This window comes from Castellaniella sp., from assembly GCF_049673105.1.
Taxonomy (GTDB): Bacteria; Pseudomonadota; Gammaproteobacteria; order Burkholderiales; family Burkholderiaceae_B; genus Castellaniella.
Genome location: NZ_JBATXG010000020.1, coordinates 88,689 through 111,384 on the forward strand (window position 1 = coordinate 88,689; position 22,696 = coordinate 111,384).

A 22,696-nucleotide genomic window follows, 5' to 3' on the forward strand; every position below is an offset into this window, starting at 1 on the left:
TTTTTAAAGGTGTGATTCATGATCCCCGGTGTCGACAATGACAGCATTGTCTATTTGAATGGTGAGTACGTCCGGCTGGGCGATGCCAAGATCTCGGTGCTGGACCGAGGCTTCATTTTTGGCGACGGCATCTACGATGTCGTCCCCTGCTATGGGGGCAAGCCTTTTCTGATGCAGCCACACTTGGCCCGTCTACAGCGCAGTCTGAAAGCCATCCGCCTGGAAACCGGGCGTAGCATGGCCGATTGGGAAAATCTGGTCGGCGCCATGCTGTCGCGCAATAACGTTCAGGGGGACTGTACGGTCTATCTGCAGGTGACGCGCGGTGTGGCGAAACGGGATCATGGCTTTCCCGCCGATAGCCAGGCCACGGTCTTTTGCATGGTGTCGCCGCTGAAACGCCCCGACCAGCATAAGCGGGAACACGGCATGACGGCTGTCAGCATGCCGGATGAGCGCTGGCTGCATTGCGAAATCAAATCGGTGTCCTTGCTGGGCAACGTGCTGGCCAAGCAATACGCCACGGATGCCGGTGTGGACGAGGTCGTGCAGTTTCGCGACGGCCATCTGTCCGAGGGCTCGTCCTGCAATATCTGGGTGGTCAAGGACGGCGTGCTGCGCGCTCCGCTTCGGGATCATTTGATCCTGGAAGGCATCCGTTACAGCTTTCTGGAACAGTTGGCTGCCAGCGCCGGCATACCCTTCGAGTCGCGCCCCATTACCCAGGCGGAAGTCGCCGCCGCCGATGAGCTGATGCTGTCGTCGGCCACCAAGGAAGTCCTGGCCATCACGCAATACGATGGGCGTCCGGTCGGCGCAGGCAAGCCAGGGCCGGTATATACCCGCTTGCGGGCGGCTTACGACGCGGCCATCTCTGCCTTGTAATTGTTTGGCTCCGCAGCCGTGCCCCAGGCGAATTGATTTTTGCCTGCGTTTTTGGCTGCGTACATGGCGGTATCGGCTTGTCCGATCAGCGTATTCAGATCGGTGCCGTGCAGGGGGTACAGCACGGCGCCGATGCTGGCTGAAATCCGGGCCTCGGCCCCGTCCAGCGTGAATGGCTGGGATAGGGCGGTCAGGATATTCAGGATGATCTGTTCGCCGTCCTTTTGGGTAAGCAGTCCGTCTAGCATGATGGCGAATTCATCGCCGCCGAATCGCGCCACGGTGTCTTCAGAAGAGGCGCGCACTTGTTGCGTCAGACGCTGGGCAGCCTGCTGCAATAGCGCATCGCCGGTGGCGTGTCCGTAGCGGTCGTTGACTTCTTTGAAGCCATCCAGGTCCAGGTACAGGATGGCTGCCAGGGTGCGATGACGGCGGGCGGATTCCAGGCTGCGCAGGCAGCGTTCCTGGAACAGGACGCGATTGGGTAGCCCGGTCAGCGGATCGTGCCGCGCCGCATGCGCCAACTGGATTTTGCTGGCCTGCAAGGCCTGGGTGATGGCCCGTTGGCGTGCCATCGCCAGGGTCAGGCCGATGGTGAGAGACAGGATCAGGGCCGAGAGCAGGCTGGCGGCGAACAGATAGACGGTGCGCCGGTGCTGGGTGGCGGCCACGGCTTCGTCATAGGCGGTGCCGACCACCGCCATCAGCGGATAGCCGTGCAGGGTGCGGTAGCTGATGACGCGTGAAATACCGTCGATCTCACCTTGGTCTACGAAGTTGCCTGTCGGGGCGGTCGAGCGCCGGGTGAACCAGGGCAGCGCTCGTGCGTCTTGATTGAAACTGATCTGGTCGCCGATCTTGCGCCCCCGCGTATAACCGTCCAGGCCTGTGACCTCTAGCAGGCCGTGCGCCCCCAGGTTGGTCTGACGATAAAAACTGGTGAGATTGGTCGGGTCGATGGCGATCACTACGACGCCGCCGAAGCTGCCGTCCGGTCGCGAAATGCGCAGGGACAAAGGGATGCGCCATGCGCCCGAGACACGGCCCAGCACGGGGCGGCTGATGAACAGGGTGTCCAGGGTGTTGTCACGCTGGGCCAGAAAGAAGTCCCGGTCCGCGTAATTGACGGTGGTCGGGATGTCCTGGCTGCTGGCGATGATCTGGCCGTGTTCGTCCACCACGCTGATGATCGTGAACATGCCTTCGCGGATGACTGAATCCCGAACCCAGCGGTGCAGGTCGGGGGCGGTGCCTTGCAGCAGATAGCCTTCGCGGACAAAGGCGGCGACTTGCTCGGCTGCCTTGAGCGTGCGCGAGATGTTTTGTTCAAAGGCGATGGTCAGATTGGAGTTGGCGCGCAAAGCGGCGTCGACTTCCTGGGTGCGTTCTATGCTGATGCGATGCTGGATGACCGCCCAGATGAAGGTGAGGACGATCAGACATAGCGATGCGCTGGTGAGGCATAGCCGTTTGGTGCACACATAGCGCGGTTCGGTGCTCATGGTATGAAATTTCAAACCTGTCATCTTTGATGCCGCCACGGTACTGGATAGCTGATTTGCCGTCGAGCCGGGGTGGTGATGGCGAAGCGTGCAGGATCAGTGATCTTAGGGCGCGGCACGAGACGTATGAATCCGGTTTTTCCCTGTGATATTCTTTTCAGCTTCCTTCATCACCTTTTGCGTGCCATGTCCGTCGATTATCTGAAGCGCATTCTGACGTCCAAAGTGTATGACGTCGCCCATGAAACTCCGTTGGACCTGGCCCCCCGAATTAGCAAGCGCATCGGCAACACCGTCTTGCTCAAGCGTGAAGACACCCAGCCGGTATTCAGTTTCAAACTGCGCGGCGCCTATAACAAGATGGCGCATCTCAGCGCCGGCGAGCTCAAGCGCGGGGTGATTGCGGCATCCGCCGGCAATCATGCCCAGGGGGTGGCGCTGTCGGCCAGCCGCCTGAAGTGCCGAGCGGTCATCGTCATGCCCGTCACCACGCCTTCGGTCAAGATCGAGGCGGTGCGCGCGCTGGGCGGGGAGGTCGTGCTGTTTGGCGACAGCTTCACCGAAGCGGCGGAGCATGCGGCCGAGCTGCAGGCGCGCGACGGTCTGACCTTCGTGCATCCCTTTGACGACCCGGACGTGATCGCGGGGCAGGGCACCGTGGCGATGGAAATCCTGCGCCAGCATACCGGCCCCATCGATGCCGTCTTCGTCGCCATCGGCGGCGGCGGCCTGATTTCCGGCGTGGCCGCCTACATCAAGCAATTGCGCCCGGAGATCCAAGTGATCGGCGTGCAGACCGAAGATTCCGACGCCATGATCCGCAGCGTACGGGCGGGTCGGCGGGTCCGCCTGAATGACGTGGGGCTGTTTTCCGACGGTACGGCGGTCAAGCAGGTGGGGCAGGAAACCTTCCGTCTGGTGCGCGAATATGTGGATGATTTCATCACTGTCGATACGGATGCGATCTGCGCCGGCATCAAGGACGTTTTCCAGGACACGCGCAGCGTGCTGGAGCCGGCTGGCGCGCTGGCGCTGGCCGGGGCCAAGCGCTATGCCGCCCAGCAGAAATGGAAGGGCAAGACCTTGGTGGCCATCACCTGCGGCGCCAATATGAATTTCGACCGCTTGCGTTTCGTGGCCGAGCGCGCCGATGTGGGCGAAGCCCGCGAGGCGCTGTTCGCCATTACCTTGCCTGAAAAACGCGGCAGTTTCCTGCGGCTGTGCGAAGCCGTCGGTCAGCGGGCCGTGACGGAATTCAATTACCGGATCTCTGATGCCGAGCAGGCCCATGTCTATGTCGGCCTGCAGATCCGATCGGAATCGGAAATCGAAAAGCTGGCGGCGCATTTCCGCAAGCAGGAATTCCCCACGCTGGATCTGACCAGCAACGAAATGGCCAAGACCCACTTGCGCTATATGGTGGGCGGTCATTCCAGTCTGGCCAGGCACGAGGTGCTGTACCGTTTCGAGTTCCCGGAACGCCCTGGCGCCTTGATGAAGTTTCTGGGCGCCATGAATCCCGATTGGAACATCAGCCTGTTCCATTATCGGAATCAGGGGGACGACTATGGCCGCATCCTGGTGGGTATCCAGGTGCCGCCGGACGACAAGAAGGCCTTTAAGGATTTCCTGTCGACCTTGGGCTATCCCTATTGGAACGAGACCGACAATCCCGCCTATCAGCTGTTTCTGTAGGCGCGTCTGTCAGGCGGCGTGGTCCGCCGCTGCCGCCTGACGGCTGACGCGTGCGCCGGGAAAGTGGATCGAAAAGGTGCTACCGGCGCCAGGGGCGCTGTCGATATCCAGCGCAGCCTGGTGGCGCAGGGCGACATGCTTGGTGATGGCCAGGCCCAGGCCCGTGCCTCCGGTAGCGCGTGAGCGCCCTCGATCCACCCGGAAAAAACGTTCTGTCAGGCGCGGGATGTCTTCGGTCGAGATACCGATGCCGGTGTCGTGCACTTGATAACAGGCGCCGCCGTCCGGCAGCCGTGCCCACGTGACGGTGATGGTCCCGCCCGCCGGGGTGTAGCGCACGGCGTTGGTCAGCAGATTGCCGAATGCCGATGACAGTTCCTTGCTTTGGCCGATGATCTGCAGCGTGTCGTCCAGGTGGACGTCAAACTGATGTTGTCCTTTGGACAGCGCCTGGCATTGCGTCAGCGCGGTGCGGATCAGAGCGGACACGGGGACCGGGTCCCCCGCGGTGTTGGGGGTCGTTTCCAGGGATGACAGGGTCAGCAGATCGGCGACCAGCGCCTGCATGTGATGCGCCTGCTGCGCCATGAGTTCCAGATAGTGCTTGCGCTGTGCCGTACTGATCGCTTCTTCGGGCAGGTCCAGCAGCGTTTCCACGAAACCGGACAGCACGGTCAGCGGGGTGCGCATTTCGTGCGAGACGTTGGCGACGAAATCCGTACGGGTGTTTTCCAGGCGCTCGATCTGCGTGATGTCGCGGGTGACCATCAAAAACTGCCCGACCCCGTAGGGCGCCAGGTGCAGCATGAGGGTGCGGGCCTGGCCGCCGTGGTTCAGATGCAGGATCAGCGGCTTGTCCCAGCTATCCTGTCGGGAATAGCGGGCGAATTCCGGCGACCGGATGATGTTCAGGATGCTGTGTCCCCGGTCCTGATGAGGATTCAAACCCAGGTGTTCGGCGGCGGTCTGGTTGCACCAGAGCAGGGATTTGTCCGGCGCCAGGGTCAGCGCGCCATCCGGCAGCGCCTCGGCAGCCAGCAAGGCGCGCTGGAAGTTGCGGCTGCGTTCCTGCAGGTCCAGGCGGTTCTGCTTCAGTTTGCGGTAGATGGGCGCCAGGATTTCATCCCAGGGGCCGATCGAGGGCGGTGGCGGATCGTCGATATTGCGTACCCAGCGGGCGATGCGCGACAGTTGCAGGCCGCTGACCAGAATCATGATCAGCAGCCCCAGGGCAAAGACCGCCCAGCCGGTGGCGGCGCCCAGCCATGCGCCCAGCAGCCAGCCGCTCAGCGCCCAGAGCGCGATGGAAACAAGCGTTTTGGTCATTCCATGTGTGTCGTGCTGAAACGGTAGCCGGCTCCCCGGATCGTCTGGATGAGATGTTCCTGGTGCGCGGGTGAGAGCGCCTTGCGCAGTCGGCGGATGTGGACGTCTACCGTGCGTTCCTCGACAAAGACGTGATCGCCCCAGACTTGGTCCAGCAGTTGGCTGCGGGTGTACACGCGCTGCGCATGCGTCATCAGAAAGTGTAGCAGGCGGAACTCGGTAGGTCCCATCGGCAGCGTTTGCTGGCGCGCCGACACTTGCCGCGTATTGGGGTCCAGGGTCAGTTCGCCCGCCTGGATCGGGTCGGGCGTCAACTGAGGGGCGCGTCGGCGCAGCAGGGATTTGATGCGGGCCAACAGCTCGCGCGGGGAAAAGGGTTTGGTCAGGTAGTCGTCGGCGCCCGCTTCCAGCCCGTCGACCTTATCTTGTTCCGCGCCGCGCGCGGTCAGCATGATCAGCGGGATGTCGCGGGTGCGGGCGGCGGCGCGCAGCTGCTTGGCCAGGCGGATGCCGGGCTGGTCCGGCAGCATCCAGTCGAGCAGGATCAGGTCGGGCAGCACTCTCTGGATCTGGGCCTCGGCCTGGCGGGTGTCTTGTGCCGTACTGACCGTGTATCCGGCATGCTGCAGGTTGACGGATAGCAATTCCAGGATGGCGGGTTCGTCTTCGATGATCAGAATCGTGGCGGACATGACAGATGTGTGAATCCTGTGGTCGTATTGAGCAGGGTCATCATACGGTCACATTATTTCATTCATATGACGGTGCCGCTGCCAGGCGGGGTGCGATTCGGTGGAAGGAATGCGGTACGATACGCGGATCATGAGTGAACCTTCCCGACAGCCCGGCCAGGGGCCGGAAACCCATTTTGGATTCGAGACCGTCCGCGAAGCCGACAAGGCGCATCGCGTGGCCGAGGTCTTCCATTCCGTCGCCAGCCGCTACGATCTGATGAACGATCTGATGTCGGGCGGCCTGCATCGGGCCTGGAAGGCCTTTACCGTGGGCCGGGCGCAGATCCGCTCCGGCATGCGGGTGCTGGATATCGCCGGGGGCACCGGCGATCTGGCGCGGGCCTTTGCCAAACGTGCGGGGCCGACCGGCGAGGTCTGGCTGACCGACATCAACGACTCCATGCTGCGGGTGGGGCGCGACCGCCTGCTGGATCGCGGCCTGGTGACGCCGGTGGCCGTGTGCGACGCCGAATGTCTGCCGTTTCCCGACCGTCATTTCGACCGCGTGTCGGTGGCGTTTGGTTTGCGCAACATGACGCACAAAGACCGCGCGCTGGCCGAAATGCACCGGGTACTGAAACCCGGCGGCAAGCTGCTGGTGCTGGAATTTTCCAAGGTCGCTCCGGCGCTGGCGCCGGCCTACGACTGGTACTCCTTCAATATCCTGCCGAAAATTGGTCAGTTTGTGGCGTCCGACGAGGCCAGCTACCGTTATCTGGCGGAATCCATCCGCATGCATCCGGATCAGAATACGCTGGCCGACATGCTGCGCACCGTGGGTTTTGGGCGGGTGCAGTATTTCAATATGACGGCTGGCGTGGTGGCCTTGCACGAAGGCATCCGGCTGGATTAGCCAAGCCGCCGCATCGATGCCCGGGGCCGCTGTGTGCGGCCCCGGTCTTTTGCGGACCGGAGGGTTCGCCGCCTGGTTCCCTGAGATGGATCGCTTGCTGCGGGCCTCTGGAATCTATGGTAATTTACAGAAATTCAGCTTCCTGTCAGATTCCGATGAATCTGGCTTTCAAGCTGGTGAACGATTTCACCCAGGAGACTCCATGTTTGTTCAAATGCCCCGCTGGGCTGTCGCCACTTTGCTACTGGTCGCAGCCTTGGTGATGCTGACAGTCACGTCCACTGCCGAAGCGCGCCGTATGGGCGGTGGCGGCAGTTTTGGTCGCCAGTCTTCCAACGTCATGAAGCAGCGTCAGGCTGTCACGCCGCCCGCCGCATCCACCGCTACTCAGCGCGCCGCGACACCGGCGGCTGGGGCTGCTGCAGGCACGGCTGCTGCCGGCGCCGCCAAATCGGGCATGTCCCGCTGGCTGGGTCCCATCGCCGGCATCGCCGCCGGTCTGGGCATCGCCGCCCTGCTGTCCAGCATGGGCCTGTCGGGGGCGTTCCTGGAATTCCTGTCCAGCGCCTTGCTGATCGGTCTGGTGATCTTTGCCGTCATGTTCCTGGTGCGTCGCCTGCGCGGGGCGCAGCGTCCGCTGGCTCCTGCCGGAGCAGGCGGCAATAACAGCTATCGCCAGACGCAGCAACCCGCTGCCTGGAACCAACCGTCCTCCGGGTCGGCGGCGCCGGCTGCATCCGCTGCGCCGGTGATTGAATCCGTGCCATCCTCCGCCGCCCAGGATCCGTCCTGGTTCATCCCCGGCGACTTTGATGTGCCGACCTTCCTGGCACAGGCCAAGCAACAGTTCACGCAGATTCAGGCCCTGTGGGATGCGGGTGACCGCGATGCCCTGCGGGAACTGCTGACCGACGATCTGCTGGCGGAAATCACGCCCCGCCTGCCTCAGCCCAACGAGGGCAACCGCACCGAGATCGTTTTGCTGAACGCAGAACTGCTGGGCATCGAGACCGTGGCGGGTGGTCATCTGGCCAGCGTGCGCTATTCTGGCATGCTGCGTGAATCCGCCGGTGCCGAGGCCTTCCGTGTGGAAGAAGTCTGGAATCTGTACAAGGCAGAAGGCGCTGGCTGGCTGCTGGCCGGCATCCAGCAGCTCGATCCGCAAGCGTGATGTCTGCCCCGTGTGACGGGGCAAGCGGCGGTTTACCACCCCGCGCATAAGCAGGCGGTAAAACCAGTAAACTGAGGGGCCAGGGGGTGCCGATACGGCGTTTCCCGGACCCTCAGTTCATTTGAATCCTGCCCACAGGGCTTCTTCGGGCCCGCGTCGGTCTCCGTCTCCGCGTGGGCAGGCCATCGGCTTTCTGCGCATGAATACATTGCTTCCTTCTTTTCTGCCCCGGCCTGCGGACCTGCTGCTGCATGGGTTCAATGCCCTATTGCGCCGAGAGCCCTGGGCCCGCGACCGCTTGGCCAGCCATGCTGGAAAATCGTTGCGGTTGTCGGCTGGCGCCTGGGCGTTGCAGGCCAGCATCGGGGCGGACGGCACGCTGCAGACCAGCGATGCGGCCATCGTGCCTGATGTCACCTTGTCCGTGCCGGCGCAGCGGCTGCGCGACTTGCCCGCCGCCTGGCGCGCTCAGGGGCTGGCGGGCGTGACGGCGCTTGCGCGCATCCAGGGGGATGCTGGTCTGGCGCATCTGGTGTCCGACCTGGCGCGGGATTTACGCTGGGATGTCGAGAACGACTTGTCCCGCCTGGTAGGCGATGTCATGGCCGTCCGGCTGGTCCAGGGAGGGCGGCACTTGGCCGCCGGCCTGCGGCAGAGTGCCGGGCGGGCGCAGGACAATCTGACCGAATACCTGGCGGAAGAATCCGGCATGGTCTTGCGGGGTGAGGATTTCCGTCGCTGGCGTGGCGATCTGCAGGCGCTGGAATCCCGCCTGAATCAGCTCGATAGCCGTCTGCAGCATTTGCCGGAGGCCGCATGCTGACGTTCTGGCGCCTGAGCTACATCCTGTGGATCGGCTTGCGGTATCGGCTCGACGAACTGGTGTTGTCCAGCCTGCAGCATCCCTGGGCGCATGCCTTGCTGCGGGTGATCTGCCTGGGGCGTCGGCCACGCACCCCCAGGGGGGAACGCTTGCGGCGGGCGCTGGAAACCCTCGGGCCGATCTATGTGAAATTCGGTCAGGTGCTGTCCACACGCCGCGATCTGGTGCCGGCGGATATCGCCGATGAACTCGCCCGCCTGCAGGACCGCGTGCCGCCGTTCCCGTCGGATCAGGCAGCCGCCATCATCCAGGAATCTTTAGGCGCATCCCCGCAGACGCTGTTTGCGCAGTTCGAGCGTGATCCGGTGGCGTCGGCATCGATCGCCCAGGTGCATTTTGCCGTGCTGCACGACGGGCGCGAAGTCGCCGTCAAAGTCTTGCGTCCCGGCATGCGCGAGGCCATCGAACGCGACCTGACGCTGTTGCGGACGCTGGCCGGTCTGGTCGAACGTCTGGCGCCGGATGGCCGCCGCCTGAAGCCTCGCGAAGTCGTTGCCGAATTCGATAAGTATCTGCACGACGAATTGGATCTGATCCGCGAAGCCGCCAATTGCAGCCAGTTGCGGCGCAATTTCGGGCCGGATACGGGGCGCGCCGATCTGTTGCTGGTGCCTGAAGTCGTCTGGGAATTCTGCGCCAGCCAGGTGTTCACCATGCAGCGCATGCACGGGGTGCCGGTCAGCCGGGTCGCCCAGTTGCGCGAGATGGGTGTCGACATCCCCCTGCTGGCGCGTCAGGGCGTGGAAATATTTTTCATGCAGGTGTTTACCGACGGGTTTTTCCATGCCGATATGCATCCGGGCAACATCTATGTGTCCGATGATCCTGCCACGCTGGGGCGCTATATCGCCCTGGATTTCGGCATCGTCGGTTCCTTGTCCGAATTCGACAAAAATTATCTGGCACAGAATTTCCTGGCTTTCTTCCACCGCGATTACCGCCGGGTGGCGCAATTGCATATCGAATCGGGCTGGGTGCCGCCCACGACCCGCGAAGAAGAACTCGAAGGCGCCGTGCGGGCGGTGTGCGAACCCTATTTCGACCGGCCTCTGGCGGAAATCTCTCTGGGACAAGTGCTGCTGCGCCTGTTCCAGACTTCGCGCCGTTTCAATGTGGAAATTCAGCCGCAGCTGGTGCTGCTGCAAAAGACCCTGCTCAATGTCGAGGGCATGGGGCGCGAACTGGACCCGAAACTGGATCTCTGGCAGACAGCCAAGCCTTTCCTGGAAAAATGGATGCATCAGCGCGTGGGCCTGCGCGGCCTGCGCCAGCGGTTGGACCAGGAAGCCAGTCAATGGGCGCAGATCCTGCCGCAGATCCCCAGGCTGGTCTACACCCGCTTGAATCACCCCGATCCCGGCCCCGCCATGCGCTCCGAACTGGAACGGCTGCGCCGCGCCCAAGAAGGCGCCAACCGCCTGCTGGTCGTGTTGTGCGGCATACTCGCCGCCGGTCTGGGCGTGGCGTTATGGGCGCTGACGCGGGGGGGCGGGGTATGACGACGGCCCCGCGCTTTGAATCCAAGATCCTGTCGCCGGACGCATGCCGGCAGATGCTGGCCCAGGGCGGTTTGCCGCGCCCGTGGGTGTTCACCAACGGGGTGTTCGACATACTGCATCGCGGCCATGTCACGTATCTGGATCAGGCCGCGCAGCTGGGCGGGTCGCTGATCGTCGCGGTCAATACCGATGCATCCGTGCGCCGGTTGGGCAAAGGCGCGGATCGACCCTTGAATACCTGCGCCGACCGGGCTGCCTTGCTGGCGGCGCTGGCCTGCGTGGATGCTGTGACCTGGTTCGAAGAAGACACCCCCCTGGAACTGATCCAGGCGCTGCGCCCGGACATGATCGTCAAGGGCGGCGATTACGATATGGATCTCTTGCCCGAAACCGCCGCTGTGCGCGGCTGGGGCGGTAGCGCCGTGGCTATTCCGTTCGAGCATGAACGGTCCACCACGGCTTTGCTGCACAAGATCCGGCAATAAAAAAACCCCCACGCTGCGCCTTCGGCTTGCTGCCCCCCAAGGGGGCGTTTTACCTTGGGGCGGCCCTGCGGTAAAAAAACCCCCACGCTGCGCCTTCGGCTTGCTGCCCCCCAAGGGGGCGTTTTACCTTGGGGCGGCCCTGCGGTAAAAAAAACCCCCACGCTGCGCCTTCGGCTTGCTGCCCCCCAAGGGGGCGTTTTACCTTGGGGCGGCCCTGCGGTAAAAGAAAACCTCTGCCGGATGGCAGAGGTTTTTGCCTGATGCGGGCGCGATCAGACCATCAGAACTGGAAGCGTGACCGGGCGGTGCCGCGCAGCGGCTTGGTCCAGGTGTCGAAGATTTGCACGGTTTCAAAATTGGCGGCGCTGGTGCGCGTAATGCGGCAGGCCGTCATGATGGGGCTGTGGCCGACGATGGCGACTAGGCGACCGCCGACGGCCAGCTGGTATTTCAGGGCATCCGGCACGGCGGGTACGGAACCGGTGATCAGGATGGCGTCGTATTCGGCGGTACCCCAGCCGGCATGGGCGTCGCCGGTTTCCTGGACCACATTGCCGATCTGGCTGCGGGCCAGATTCGCCTGCGCAAAGGCGGCCAGGCGGCTGTCGATTTCGATGGTCGTGACCTGTTGGCACAGGCGCGCCAGCAGCGCCGCCTGGTAGCCGGAACCGGTGCCGATTTCCAGCACGCAATCGCTGGGCGTCAGTTGCAGTTCTTCGGCGAGTTTGGCTTCGACCTTGGGTGAGAGCATGTGTTCGCGGGAATCGACGCCGTCGATGACCAGCGGCAGTTCGGTATCCGTGAAAGCCAGCGCCTGAAGTTGCGGCGGCACGAAGCGTTCGCGAGGCAGATCGAAAAGCGCCTGCAAAAGGCGTTCGTCCTGGACGTTCCAGGGGCGGATCTGCTGCTCGATCATATTGAAACGGGCACGTTCGGCGTCGCTGATGTCGTTGACGTTCATGTCTCTCGTAAGCCTTAGGGTTAACGTGAGGTGATTATAGGCCAGTCCCCCCCTCCTGCGGGAGATGCCGGGCGCTGTGCGACGCTCGGCCCAGAGGGGGATTTCGGGACATCGGCAGGGTCAGGCGGACTGTCCCCACCAGGCATGAAAATGATGCACCGGGCCGTGACCGGACCCTACCTGCAGTTGGCTGGATGCAGCAATGGCGCGTTCCAGGTAGTGTTTGGCCTGGCGGGCGGCCTCGGGCACGTCGCCGGTGCGCGGCAGCAGGGCGGCCAGCGCCGCCGACAGGGTGCAGCCTGTGCCGTGGGTATTGGGGGTGTCGATGCGCTTGCCCGGCAGCTCGATCATGCGATCACCGTCGTGCAGCATGTCGATCGTATCGTTGCCGGGCAGGTGGCCGCCTTTCAGGAATACCCAGCGATGCGCGTCGTCGGGCAGCAGGCGGCGCAGGCGTTCGGCTACGCGGCGCATGTCCTTCAGGTTGTCGACTGGATGCTGGTCCAGCAGCACGCCGGCTTCGGGCAGATTGGGGGTGATGATGGTCGCCAGCGGGATCAGGCCTTCGCGCAGCGCCTCGACGGCCTGACGTTCCAGCAGATGGTCGCCGCTTTTGGCGACCATGACCGGGTCCAGCACCAGATGGGCGGGCCGCCAATGCGCCAGCCGGTCCGCCACGGCGCGGGTGACGCCCGCCTGGCCCAACATGCCGATCTTGACCGCATCGATGCGTACGTCGGCAAACAGGGTGTCGATCTGCGCGGTGACGAAGTCCGGCGGAACCGGGGAAATGCCCGTAACGGCCTGGGTGTTCTGGGCTGTCAGGGCCGCGATCACCGCCATGCCATAGGCGCCCAGGGCGCTCATGGTCTTGACGTCGGCCAGCACGCCAGCGCCGCCGGACGGGTCAACGCCGGCGATGGAGAGGGTATTCGGAATCATCACGGATTTCGCTTCGGTCGGAAAACGCCGGGGCGGCGGTGTCAGAAAAAGGCGGCAATCAGGCTACCCGCGTCGAAGGCAACAGGCCTTCGGTGGGCGAACTGGGGTCCGCGTCGTAGTATTTGCGTTTCACACGGCCGGCCAGATAGGCCTCGCGCCCGGCCTCTACGCCCAGGCGCATGGCGCGGGCCATGCGGATCGGGTCGCGCGCGCCCGCAATGGCGGTATTCATCAGGATGGCATCGCAGCCCAGTTCCATGGCGATGGCGGCATCGGACGCGGTGCCCACGCCGGCATCCACCAGCACCGGAACCGTGGACTGGTCGATGATCAGCCGCAGGTTCCAGGGATTGATGATGCCCATGCCGGAACCGATCAGGGATGCCAGCGGCATCACGGCGGCCACGCCGATGTCTTCCAGCATGCGGCACTGGATGGGGTCGTCGCTGCAATAGACCATGACGTCAAAGCCGTCGTCCACCAGCGTGCGGGCGGCAGCCAGAGTTTCGGGCATGTTGGGAAACAGGTTGCCGGCATCGCCCAGCACTTCCAGTTTGCACAGATTGTGGCCGTCCAGCAGTTCGCGGGCCAGGCGCAGCGTGCGCACGGCGTCGTCGGCAGTGTAGCAGCCCGCCGTGTTGGGCAAGATGGTGTAGCGGTCCGGGGACAGGAAATCGAGCAGATTGGGTTCGCCGGGATTCTGGCCGATATTGGTGCGACGGATGGCGACGGTGACGATTTCCGTGCCGCTGGCCTCGATGGCCTCGCGGGTCTGATCGAAATCGCGGTATTTTCCGGTGCCGACCAACAGGCGGGAATGGAAGTTGCGGTCGGCGATGGTGAGAGTGTCTGCGGTGTTCATGGCGTATGTAATGGGCTGGCCTGTCATGGATGTGGCCGCACAGGGCGGCCACAGACAAGGATAATCCATTTGGCGCGGATCAGTTCAGAATGATGCCTCCGCCGTCCTGAGTTTGCTGATCCGATGCGGGCGATTTTTTGCGGGCCGGCGCCTTGGTCGGCTTGGGCTTGGGCGCGGCTTGCAGCCGGGCGATGGACCCGCGGGCGATGGCATCGGGGCTGCCGCTCACGATGTCGCCGTAGGCCAGTTTCGCCTGGACCGTGGTGATGCGGATCGTCGCGACCTGCTCTTCCGTGGTGCCGAGCTGTTCGCCGGTATCGGGATCGATCAGGGCGTCGCCGACGGAAAAGATGGCGTAGGTCTGTCCGGTTGCCGCCAGGTCTTTGCCTCGGTTGATGATGACCTGGCCGTTGTTCAGGCCGATGACCTTGGGCGGGCTGATGATTTCCGTGATGTCGCCGACGATCTTGTCCAGAAAACCGTCCAAGGCGGCGCTGAGCCGGTTGCCGCCGGAACTGAACTGGCTGGAATCCGACCAGCGCACGGCGCGGGTTGCCGATTCCACCAGCGTGTATTGCACCGAGGCCTTGGTCGAGGATGAGACCTCGCGGTTGCTTTCACCCGTCAGGTCGATGTATTCCTCTGTGACCTTGGTCGAGACGCCTGCCTGGGTCAGGTTGACGATCAGCATGAAATCCGCGCCCAGCATCTGCCCGAGCTTGCTGCGCTGTTCGTCGGATGCCTGGCCGCCCGCGAGGTGACCCATTTCCTGATCGAGGGCGCTGTCGTTGCTGCGGTCCAGCACGGTGAAGCGGCCGCTTTTGACGAATTTGTCCGTCAGCGATTGGCGCAGTTGGTCGGCATTGGCGGTTTTGCGCAGGCGGCCTGTGGTGACGATGGCGATACTGTCGCGCTTGGCCTGGGGGGCCTTGCTTTGGAATTCGGTCTTTTCAACGACGACTTCCAGATCGACTTCGCAGCCCTTGTTTTCGCAGGATTGCTTTAGAACCTTGTAGCCTTTGACCTTGCCTTGGCTGGTGACGCGGTTTTCGCTGCCCATGCCGGCTTCGATCGAGGTGCGGCTGGCGCCTTCGGCCTCGACGCGAGCGCTGCCGCTGGTGGTTTCGGTCGTGCCCTTGCCGGGGGATTGCAGTTTGCCTTGGGTCGTCAGGCCGCTATAGCCGGTGGTGATCTGACCCTCGCCGGATTCCTTGATGTCCAGCGTGGCTTTGGGGCCGGCGGAGCGCGTGGCCACCCGGGCGCCGGTGACCTGGCGGACCGCGTCGCCCAGGGCGGATTCCACGGCCTCTTCGTAAGTATCCCCGTAGCCGTGAGCCTGCACAGTGACATCCTGGGTCTGTTGCGCGAGCGCGGCCAGGGGCCAGGCCAGGCCCAGGCAGCAGGCCAAAAGCAGTTTCTTCATGATGCGATCACCAGGTAACGGTACGGTTGTCGCCGCGCTTGACGATGGGGTGTTCGCCTTCCCAGTAGGCCAGGCCGTCATCCAGATTGGTCATGGTCAGCATGAAGTAGTAGTCGACCTGCTGGGTGCTGCTGTTGACGCGATTGTTGCGCTGGATGATCTTGCCCGACAGGGAAAAATCCGGCGCAATCACGCGACCGTCTTTCTTGACGGTTTTCTGGTTCATCATCTTGGATGATTTCAGCTGGCGCGATTTGGCGGTCATGGCGTCTTCCGGGCCGTTGACCCCGACTGCCGTGGTGACGATGAAACGGCCCGAATTCAACAGGCTGATGCGGATTTTTTTCGTCAGCTGGTCGGTGTCGATGCGCTGCGCGGTGTCGTTGACCACGTTGGAGACGGTCAGCACGTAGCGGGCGCCCTGGTTGGATTTGGGGTGCACCATCAGCGGCGAGGCCAGCATCTGGTTGACCAGCTCGGTCGCGGCGCTTTCGAAGTCCTTGTAGTCCAGCCCCATGACGGCGACATTGTCGTTTTTCATATCGACGTAATGCGTGGGCGTGACGCAGCCGGCCAGGGCCAGGCTCAGGGTAGTGGTGGTAAGCAGCAAGCGTATATTCACGGTCAACCTCTTGACTGGATGTGATGGGGGGCTATATCAGGATCGAATCGCCGCTTTGGACGGCAGGATCTGGATGCTGGGCGGCGCCGTGGTGTTCAGGGCGCGGACGTAGACCACCAGGGACCGCTTTTCCTCTGGCAGCGGGATCTCGATCTCGGTTTCAGGGCCAGGCAGCGTCAGGGTCAGCGTGTTGTTGCCGGGGTAAGGCACCTGCATCAGGTGGAAGTTGTGCGGCAGGGTCAGCCAGCTGCGCAGATCGGCTTGTGTGCTGGCCGCCTGGGCGATAGCTGCGGCCAGGCCCAGCCAGGGGTTCTGGTCATTGAGCTGTTTCTGCATCACGGTCTTGGCCGTGGCGCGGATGATCTCGCGCACCAGGATGGCATTGAAGCGCGTCTTGAATTCGCCCTTGATGATGGTATCCATGCTGGCCAGCGGCTGGCTTTGCTGGCGGCCGATGGCGATGTGGTCATAGGCCGGGACGCCGTCTTCCAGCATGGGCAGGGCGATACCGGTGTAGTTCAGGGCGCCCGTGACCAGGAAGAGCGGCAGGTCGATGCGCAGTTCGCGTTTGGACGCGGCCATGCCGTTTTCAAAGACCACCCAGACGGCGGGTTTGAGCTTGCCGGGTTTGCGGGCCGAGGCCAGGTCGGCTTTGACCTGAGCGTGCTGGGTCAGGGCGAAGGCGCGTTCCAGGCTGGTCTTGGATTTGTCGAAGTCGGCTTTGCCTTCGCCGTTCAGCAGGAAGTACAGGCCGTGCAGGTACAGAGCAGCAGGATTGATGTAGCCCGCGTAGGGCGCCCATTGCTCGACGTCCACGCCGGCCTTTTCAAAGGCGGCGCCGGAACTGCTCAGGCTGCGGTTCACCAGATCGGAATTCTCGCTGGAGGCGACCTCGTCTTTTTGTTTGGCGATTTCGGATTCGAAGTGTTCCGCCGCGCGGCGCTGGCGATCGTCGGTGCGGTTCCATTCGACGCGCGCATTGTCGTGATCGCCCAGCTGCCAGAAATTCAGGGCCTTGTAGGTGTTCAGCATCACCGTGTCATAGACATTGGGTGAGTAGGGCAGCATGTTGTCATTGGTGAGAACGGCGGCGACCTGTTGGCCGCCGCTGGCGACGGCGTTACGGGTGTCGTCGTCTTTCATCAGGTCTTCGGCGCCGTCCAGCATGGCGGTGGACCGTTCGCTGAGCGTGTTGTAGCGCAGCATGGTGCCGGCTTCCAGGGACCAGAGCAGGTCTTCGGGCTTGCCTTCTTTGTTCTGGTCGGATTGTTTGACGGCTCGCTCGGTGGCGGCGGGGATGTTGCCCGCCTGCAGTTCCAGCTTGTAGTTCTTGGTAGATTCAGGCGTGGCGCAGCCAGCTAGGGCAATGGCGCAGGCGCAGCTAATGAGCAGTCGGCGCATGATGAGGTCCCCTCTCCAGGTATTGTGTGATTTATTTCTCTTAGGAGGAATGTGTCTCCAAGGTGAGCGATTGTCACATAATGTGTTCAAACCGGCAATATGTGTTTCTGGAATGAAAATTATGTGCGAAAAGAATACAGCCATATGGCCCGAGGGGAATCCCGGCAGGCGGCTGTAGAGCAGGTGCGGTCAGGCGGCCTGGCAGGCCGTGATCAAGGCGCTGCGGAAGCGCCCAGGCTTGCTCGGGCGCGCTGCAGATCCCGGCAGATTGCCTCTGCCGCGTCGATCAGCCTAGGGCCGGGGCGGTGCAGCCAATCGGGGTCGATGGCGTAAATGCGGCCCTGGCGGGCAGCGGTCAGGCCGTGTTCGGACCACCAGCGAGTGCGGGCTTCCAGGGTTTCACGGCCATAGGGCGACATGATCAGCACCTGGGGGTCCAGGTGCAGGACGGATTCCACGCTGACCTGGGGGGCGGCCACGCGGCTGTCGGCATAGGGATTGATGCCGCCGCAGCGGGCCAGCAGATCGTTAATCAAGGGATCGCGGCCCAGCGTGAACAGGGGGTCCGTGCTGATTTCGAGGAAGACGGTTTGCGCCGGCGGTGCCGCCGGCTGCAGGCGGTCGATGCGCTGCTGCAATGCTGCTGCAGCGGCATCGGCGTGGGCCTGTGTCCCCAGGCGCTGCCCCAGGGTGCGGATCAAGGCGGGAATCTCGTCCAGGGTGCCGGGGTTGGCGTACAGCAGGGGGATGTTCAGCGTTTGCAGGCGGCTGTCCAGCGCTCGGGTCGCCTCGGTCGGGTACCAGGCCACCACCAGAGTGGGTCGCAGGGCCAGGATGGATTCCTCGCTGGCCTGGATGCCGTCGCCGATGCGCCGGATCTCGCGGGCCGCCGGCGGATAGTCGCTGTGCAAGACCGTGCCGACGATGTCGGCGCCGGCCCCCGCCGCGTAGACCAGTTCGGTCACGCTGGGGGCCAGGGTAATGACGCGGGGGGGCGGGTCGGCTGCCTGGGCTGCGCCGACGCACAGCCAGACAGCAGTCATCAGGCCCAGGACGCGCCAGCGCATGATTTACATCCGCCAGGACAGATTGACGAACACGTTCGAACCCGGCGTGTTGTAGCCGTCCACCAGCACGTAGTCCTTGTCCAGCACGTTGTTCCAGCGCACCTGCACACCCAGGGACTTGTTGAAGTCGTAGGCGGCGGTCAGGTTGACGAGGGAATAGCCGCCCAGGCGGTTGGTGTTGGCGAGTTCGGCGTACCGGTTGCCCGTGTACTGGTATTCAGCGCCTAACTTGAGAGCCTGGATGCGATGTTCGACGCCTAGATGGAAGACTTGGCGGGCTCTGTAGGGCAGCATCGAGCCTTCCCCCTGCTTTGGATCGTCGTTGCGCGGGTCGAGAAAGTCAGCGCTAGCGCGCAGGGTTGTGTTGCCAACATTGTGTTCTCCAGCCAGCGTCAGCCCACGAATGGTGGCCTGATTAACATTCTGAATCGTCGTTTCGTAGAACCATGGCGCAGTTTCTGTAGTGGTGGTGGCGATCAGGTTGCGGACCTTGTTTGTAAAAACGGTCATCTTGATCCGCGTGTCTTCCGCATGAAATTGAACATGACCTTCGATATTTCTGGATTTTTCGGGTTTCAGATCAGGATTGCCACCATAGGATCCCCATGCTGAAGTTTCAAAAGGCCAGTAAAGATCATTGAACGTCGGTGCATGAAAGCCGGTGTTGCCTGCGACCCCGATTTGCCACGAGTCTGTGAGATCGAAATCCAGTCCTAGGCTGCCGGTCGTCTGGTTGCCGTAGCCGGAGATGTTGTCATTACGTACGCTGGCCTGGGTGTGCAGACGGTTGATCTTGCCTTTATAGATCAGCGCCGCAGCGTTCGTGTCGCGAGCATCCTGATCGAATCGTGTGGTCGTGGCTTGAACGCGCTCTTCCTGGCGTTCTAGCAGAACGGAAATCCGGTGGTCGGTGTGCGGCTTGAAGGAGTTAGTCCAGGTGTAATGGCGTTTGAACGAATTGAACACACTGGATGAGTCGCTGCGGTTGTCGCTGCTATCTTTGGTGAAACCGAAACGCAGGTCGCTTTCCCACCAATCTGTGATCTTGTCCATGCTGGTCAGGCTGTAGGCTTGTTGGCGGTTGATAGCGTAGCTGTTGGGGTAGCGTGTGAATTCATTGTCATAGTCACCATCGATATAACCGTTGTAGGCGGTCAATCCGATGCGGTGGCCCTCGGCCCAGCGATAACCCAGGGTTCCAGAGACAGCATGGCTGCGGTACCCATCCTTGTCCGGATAGTGGCCTGCGATGGTGCTATTGTTCGCTTTACGTTGACGCAAGGCATCAAACCCCTTGCTCTTCTCTGCACTGCTTGAAAAGCTGTAATCCCATCCTTGGGCTGCGCCCGACAGACCCATGCTGGACTTGGCGGTTTCATAGGTGCCATAGCCGATATTCGCCCAGGCCGACAGGGGACGGTCCTGCTCGCCTTTCTTGGTAATAATGTTGACTACGCCGCCGATGGCGTCCGAGCCATACAAGCTGCTGGCTGCGCCACGCAGGATTTCGATGCGCTCGACCATGGCCGGGTCGATAGCGGGGAACTGCACACTGCCCGAAGTCGAGCCGTTGATCCTCATGCCGTCGATCAGCACCAGCGTGTGATTGGCGTTTGCGCCGCGAATGAACAGGCTGCTCACCGTCTGCGGACCGCCGTTCGAGGTGAACTGCACCCCAGGCGCCCGTCCGATGATCTCGGCGATGCTGTCGCCGCGCGCCTGGGCCAGTTCTTTCGGACCGATCACCGTGACGTCGCCGATGGCATCGGACAAGGGTTCGGCGCTGCGGCTGGGTGTGACGACGATATCCTGCAGCGTCGGGACGGCGGCAGGGTTGGATTGAGCCGTGGCGGCCAAGGAGGAAAGAGAGATGGCGACGGCAAGCGCGCGCCGGGGGAGGGGGTGAGTCATGACAAGCCCTGTGTGGCGCGCGTCCCCGCACACCGGAATAATCAACACCCGCAGGCCGTGATGGATTCACCCGGATCAGTCGTCGGGCGCGGCAGGCAGGCAATCAGGAGGTTGAATCAGGCCGGTATCGGGCTGGCGCGGGCCGGGCCGAAGGCCTGGCGGGTGCGCGCACCGTTGCGGGGGCAGCACAGCTGGGTTCGCGGGCGAACCGTCTGTTTCCCGTTTGGATGCCGGGGCGCGGATGAGCGCCGGGGCATACCTGTTTCGACCGGTATTATAAGGGCCTTTCGCGCAAGATTTTGTTGCTTGTTTTCGCCTGCCTTGGCCGGCCAGCCGCTTTATTGGACGCTTGATGTCGATGGATGCTGAATTGCCCCCCATCGTCCCGATCCGGGATGAAACCCTGTCTCTGCGCTTGCAACAGCGCATCGATCTGAAGACCAAGCCGCGCGGTAGCCTGGGACGGCTGGAATCGCTGGCGCACCAGATCGGCCTGATCCGCGGCACGGTGTCGCCGCGCTTGTCGCCGCCGACCGTGTTTGTGTTTGCCGCCGATCATGGCGTGGCCGCCGAAGGCGTGTCGGCCTATCTCCAGGAAGTCACCTGGCAGATGGTGGAAAACTTTTTGGCGGGCGGCGCGGCCATCACGGTGCTGGCGCGCCAGCAAGATGTGGCGCTGCGCATCGTCGATGCCGGCGTCAAGCACGATTTCGGCAGCCGCGCCGGGCTGATCGACCGCAAGATCCGGGCGGGCAGCGGCAATCTGGCGATCGAACCCGCCATGACGGCGCAGGAATGCCGCCAGGCCCTGCGGGCGGGCATGGATCTGATGGCCGATGTGGATAGCGACGTGATCGGTTTTGGCGAGATGGGCATCGCCAACACCACGCCTGCCGCCGCGCTGATGCATGCCTTGACCGGCATTTCTGTCGCCGATTGCGTCGGGGCGGGCACGGGAGTGGATGCCCAGGGCATGGCACGCAAGATCCGCGTGATCCAACACGCCATGCAGCGGCATGCCGGGGCGCAGACGCCGCTGGATGTGCTGGCGGCGCTGGGCGGTTTGGAAATCGCCATGATGACGGGCGCCATGCTGGGCGCCGCGTCTCGTCGTCGAGTACTGCTGATCGATGGTTTCATCGCTACGTCCGCCCTGCTGGTGGCCGCCCGCCTGGCCCCCGCCATTCTGGATTACTGCGTGTTCTGCCACCAGTCCGATGAAAGAGGCCATGCCCGCATGCTTCAGGCGCTGGGTGCCCGGCCTTTGCTGGACATGGGCTTGCGGCTGGGCGAGGGCACCGGCTGCGTGCTGGCCTGGCCTCTGGTGCAGGCGGCGGCTGCCTTTCTGTGCGACATGGCCAGTTTCGAAGAGGCGGGGGTCAGTGATAGAGGGGATGAGCGATGAGCTGCTTCCGGCCTGTCTGGAACTCGCGGCGCGCATCTGCATCCGAGCGCTGGCGACATGAAATCCGCCTGTTCTTCACGGCCCTGCAGTTTTTCACGCGCCTGCCGGTCCCGGCCTGGGTGGGTTTCAAGCCGGCCTGGCTGCAGCATTGCACCCGCTATTACCCGCTGGTGGGGTGGGTGGCGGGGGGCGTGGCGGCGCTGGTGTATGCGCTGGCGCAGGCGGTCTGGCCGCAGCCCGTCGCAGTGCTGCTGTCCATGGCCGCCGGGCTGGTGCTGACCGGTGCCTTTCACGAGGATGGTTTCGCGGATGTCTGCGACGGTCTGGGCGGCGCGGTGTCAAAGGACCGCGCCCTGGACATCATGAAAGATTCCCGTCTGGGCACGTATGGCGTGGCGGGCCTTGGCCTGATGCTGGCGCTGAAATTTGCCGCCTTGAACGCCATGCCGCCGTCCGGGGTGGTGGGGGCTTTATTGCTGGCGCATCCCGCCTCGCGGCTGGGATCTGCGCTGCTGATCTGGCGGATGCGTTACGCCAGAGAAGAGGGCAAGGCGAAACCGCTAGGCCGCCGCATGCGCAATCAAGAATTCGCCGTGGCAGCCATCTGCGGCGGTCTGCCGGCGGGGCTGATGATCGTCTTCGGCCTGTTGCCTCTGGCGGGGGTGGTGTGGGCGGCGATGGGCCTGTTGACAGGCACTGCCTGGATCGCGTGGGTGTTGCAGCGACGACTGGGCGGCTACACCGGCGATGGCCTGGGTGCTGCGCAGCAGTTGAGTGAACTGGGCTGTTATCTGGGTTTGCTGCTGATCGTGACGTGACAGCCAGCCGTCTGTCGATGAAGACGGCTGGTGTGGCGAGACGGCGGCGTGCGAGACGCCGCAGTCAATCAGGCTTGGGGGGCCGGCTGTCTGGCGCCGAACAGCATGTCCAGCATGCGTGCAATCGGGCTTTGTTGCGGGCGATTGGCGCGAGCGGCCAGTTCTTCCGCCAGCAGGCGCTCGTAAGCTTGATTGACGGGGTAGTTCGAAAAAGGTGCCAACATTGCTGCTCTCCTTCTTTATGATTGCTT

The 22,696-nt window shown here is 63.1% G+C and carries 21 protein-coding genes and 1 riboswitch; of the genes, 9 read left to right on the top strand and 12 right to left on the bottom strand.

Annotated features, from left to right (window positions below):
- The first annotated feature begins 18 nt into the window (after positions 1–18).
- Complete coding sequence (locus WBF69_RS07765; protein ID WP_424262888.1) at positions 19–885, top strand: D-amino acid aminotransferase; 867 nt, start codon at positions 19–21, stop codon at positions 883–885.
- Here WBF69_RS07765 and WBF69_RS07770 read toward each other — a convergent pair.
- A complete protein-coding gene (locus tag WBF69_RS07770) occupies positions 858–2,387 on the bottom strand; it encodes a diguanylate cyclase domain-containing protein (protein WP_424262890.1) in 1,530 nt (509 codons plus the stop codon). The two genes, WBF69_RS07765 and WBF69_RS07770, sit on opposite strands and share 28 nt — an antisense overlap.
- Before the next feature lie 186 nt (positions 2,388–2,573).
- Here WBF69_RS07770 and ilvA point away from each other — a divergent pair, with 186 nt between their 5' ends.
- Complete coding sequence (gene ilvA / locus WBF69_RS07775; protein WP_424262892.1) at positions 2,574–4,082, top strand: threonine ammonia-lyase, biosynthetic; 1,509 nt, start codon at positions 2,574–2,576, stop codon at positions 4,080–4,082.
- Between the two features lie 9 nt (positions 4,083–4,091).
- Here ilvA and phoR read toward each other — a convergent pair whose 3' ends face one another.
- Together phoR and phoB are read right to left on the bottom strand one after the other, a co-directional pair.
- Entirely contained in the window at positions 4,092–5,408 is a 1,317-nt protein-coding gene (gene phoR / locus WBF69_RS07780; RefSeq protein ID WP_424262894.1) for a phosphate regulon sensor histidine kinase PhoR, read from the bottom strand.
- The gene (phoB, locus tag WBF69_RS07785; RefSeq protein ID WP_424262896.1) at positions 5,405–6,100 is read right to left on the bottom strand and encodes a phosphate regulon transcriptional regulator PhoB; all 696 of its coding nucleotides are present in this window, start codon (positions 6,098–6,100) and stop codon (positions 5,405–5,407) included. The genes phoR and phoB overlap by 4 nt, the downstream gene beginning before the upstream one ends.
- Before the next feature lie 130 nt (positions 6,101–6,230).
- Between phoB and ubiE the strand changes: the two genes are divergently transcribed.
- From ubiE to rfaE2, 5 genes are all read left to right on the top strand, one after another.
- A complete protein-coding gene (ubiE, locus tag WBF69_RS07790; RefSeq protein ID WP_424262898.1) occupies positions 6,231–6,995 on the top strand; it encodes a bifunctional demethylmenaquinone methyltransferase/2-methoxy-6-polyprenyl-1,4-benzoquinol methylase UbiE in 765 nt (254 codons plus the stop codon).
- A gap of 202 nt (positions 6,996–7,197) precedes the next feature.
- Positions 7,198–8,166, top strand: a complete 969-nt coding sequence (locus WBF69_RS07795) for a Tim44 domain-containing protein (protein WP_424262900.1) — start codon at positions 7,198–7,200, stop codon at positions 8,164–8,166.
- A gap of 199 nt (positions 8,167–8,365) precedes the next feature.
- Positions 8,366–8,989, top strand: a complete 624-nt coding sequence (locus WBF69_RS07800; RefSeq protein ID WP_424262902.1) for a ubiquinone biosynthesis accessory factor UbiJ — start codon at positions 8,366–8,368, stop codon at positions 8,987–8,989.
- The gene (gene ubiB, locus WBF69_RS07805; protein WP_424262904.1) at positions 8,983–10,548 is read left to right on the top strand and encodes a ubiquinone biosynthesis regulatory protein kinase UbiB; all 1,566 of its coding nucleotides are present in this window, start codon (positions 8,983–8,985) and stop codon (positions 10,546–10,548) included. The genes WBF69_RS07800 and ubiB overlap by 7 nt, the downstream gene beginning before the upstream one ends.
- Positions 10,545–11,033 (top strand): D-glycero-beta-D-manno-heptose 1-phosphate adenylyltransferase, encoded by a 489-nt coding sequence (gene rfaE2 / locus WBF69_RS07810; RefSeq protein ID WP_424262906.1) that lies wholly within the window; start codon positions 10,545–10,547, stop codon positions 11,031–11,033. Before ubiB ends, rfaE2 begins: the two co-directional genes overlap by 4 nt.
- A gap of 280 nt (positions 11,034–11,313) precedes the next feature.
- Here rfaE2 and WBF69_RS07815 read toward each other — a convergent pair whose 3' ends face one another.
- The 8 genes from WBF69_RS07815 to WBF69_RS07850 form a co-directional block, all read right to left on the bottom strand.
- Positions 11,314–11,994: a protein-L-isoaspartate O-methyltransferase family protein gene (locus WBF69_RS07815; RefSeq protein ID WP_424262908.1), complete on the bottom strand. Its 681-nt coding sequence runs from the start codon at positions 11,992–11,994 to the stop codon at positions 11,314–11,316.
- Positions 11,995–12,114: 120 nt separating this feature from the next.
- Complete coding sequence (gene thiD, locus WBF69_RS07820; protein WP_424262910.1) at positions 12,115–12,936, bottom strand: bifunctional hydroxymethylpyrimidine kinase/phosphomethylpyrimidine kinase; 822 nt, start codon at positions 12,934–12,936, stop codon at positions 12,115–12,117.
- 58 nt (positions 12,937–12,994) lie between these two features.
- The gene (locus tag WBF69_RS07825) at positions 12,995–13,798 is read right to left on the bottom strand and encodes a thiazole synthase (protein WP_424262912.1); all 804 of its coding nucleotides are present in this window, start codon (positions 13,796–13,798) and stop codon (positions 12,995–12,997) included.
- Positions 13,799–13,877: 79 nt separating this feature from the next.
- Entirely contained in the window at positions 13,878–15,221 is a 1,344-nt protein-coding gene (locus WBF69_RS07830) for a CsgG/HfaB family protein (RefSeq protein ID WP_424262914.1), read from the bottom strand.
- A gap of 7 nt (positions 15,222–15,228) precedes the next feature.
- Positions 15,229–15,843 (bottom strand): penicillin-binding protein activator LpoB, encoded by a 615-nt coding sequence (gene lpoB / locus WBF69_RS07835; RefSeq protein ID WP_424262916.1) that lies wholly within the window; start codon positions 15,841–15,843, stop codon positions 15,229–15,231.
- 36 nt (positions 15,844–15,879) lie between these two features.
- Entirely contained in the window at positions 15,880–17,244 is a 1,365-nt protein-coding gene (locus WBF69_RS07840; RefSeq protein WP_424262918.1) for a COG3014 family protein, read from the bottom strand.
- A gap of 212 nt (positions 17,245–17,456) precedes the next feature.
- Complete coding sequence (locus WBF69_RS07845) at positions 17,457–18,311, bottom strand: cobalamin-binding protein (protein ID WP_424262920.1); 855 nt, start codon at positions 18,309–18,311, stop codon at positions 17,457–17,459.
- A 3-nt stretch (positions 18,312–18,314) separates the two neighbouring features.
- Entirely contained in the window at positions 18,315–20,222 is a 1,908-nt protein-coding gene (locus WBF69_RS07850) for a TonB-dependent receptor domain-containing protein (RefSeq protein ID WP_424262922.1), read from the bottom strand.
- Between the two features lie 102 nt (positions 20,223–20,324).
- Positions 20,325–20,500, bottom strand: a riboswitch (cobalamin riboswitch).
- 74 nt (positions 20,501–20,574) lie between these two features.
- On the opposite strand from WBF69_RS07850, the gene cobT reads away from it, so the two are divergent.
- Both cobT and WBF69_RS07860 read left to right on the top strand, forming a co-directional pair.
- On the top strand, positions 20,575–21,627 hold the full coding sequence (gene cobT, locus WBF69_RS07855; protein WP_424262924.1) for a nicotinate-nucleotide--dimethylbenzimidazole phosphoribosyltransferase: 1,053 nt from the start codon (positions 20,575–20,577) through the stop codon (positions 21,625–21,627).
- A complete protein-coding gene (locus tag WBF69_RS07860) occupies positions 21,624–22,445 on the top strand; it encodes an adenosylcobinamide-GDP ribazoletransferase (RefSeq protein ID WP_424262926.1) in 822 nt (273 codons plus the stop codon). Before cobT ends, WBF69_RS07860 begins: the two co-directional genes overlap by 4 nt.
- A gap of 68 nt (positions 22,446–22,513) precedes the next feature.
- Here WBF69_RS07860 and WBF69_RS07865 read toward each other — a convergent pair whose 3' ends face one another.
- On the bottom strand, positions 22,514–22,669 hold the full coding sequence (locus WBF69_RS07865) for a hypothetical protein (protein WP_424262928.1): 156 nt from the start codon (positions 22,667–22,669) through the stop codon (positions 22,514–22,516).
- Between the last annotated feature and the right edge of the window lie 27 nt (positions 22,670–22,696).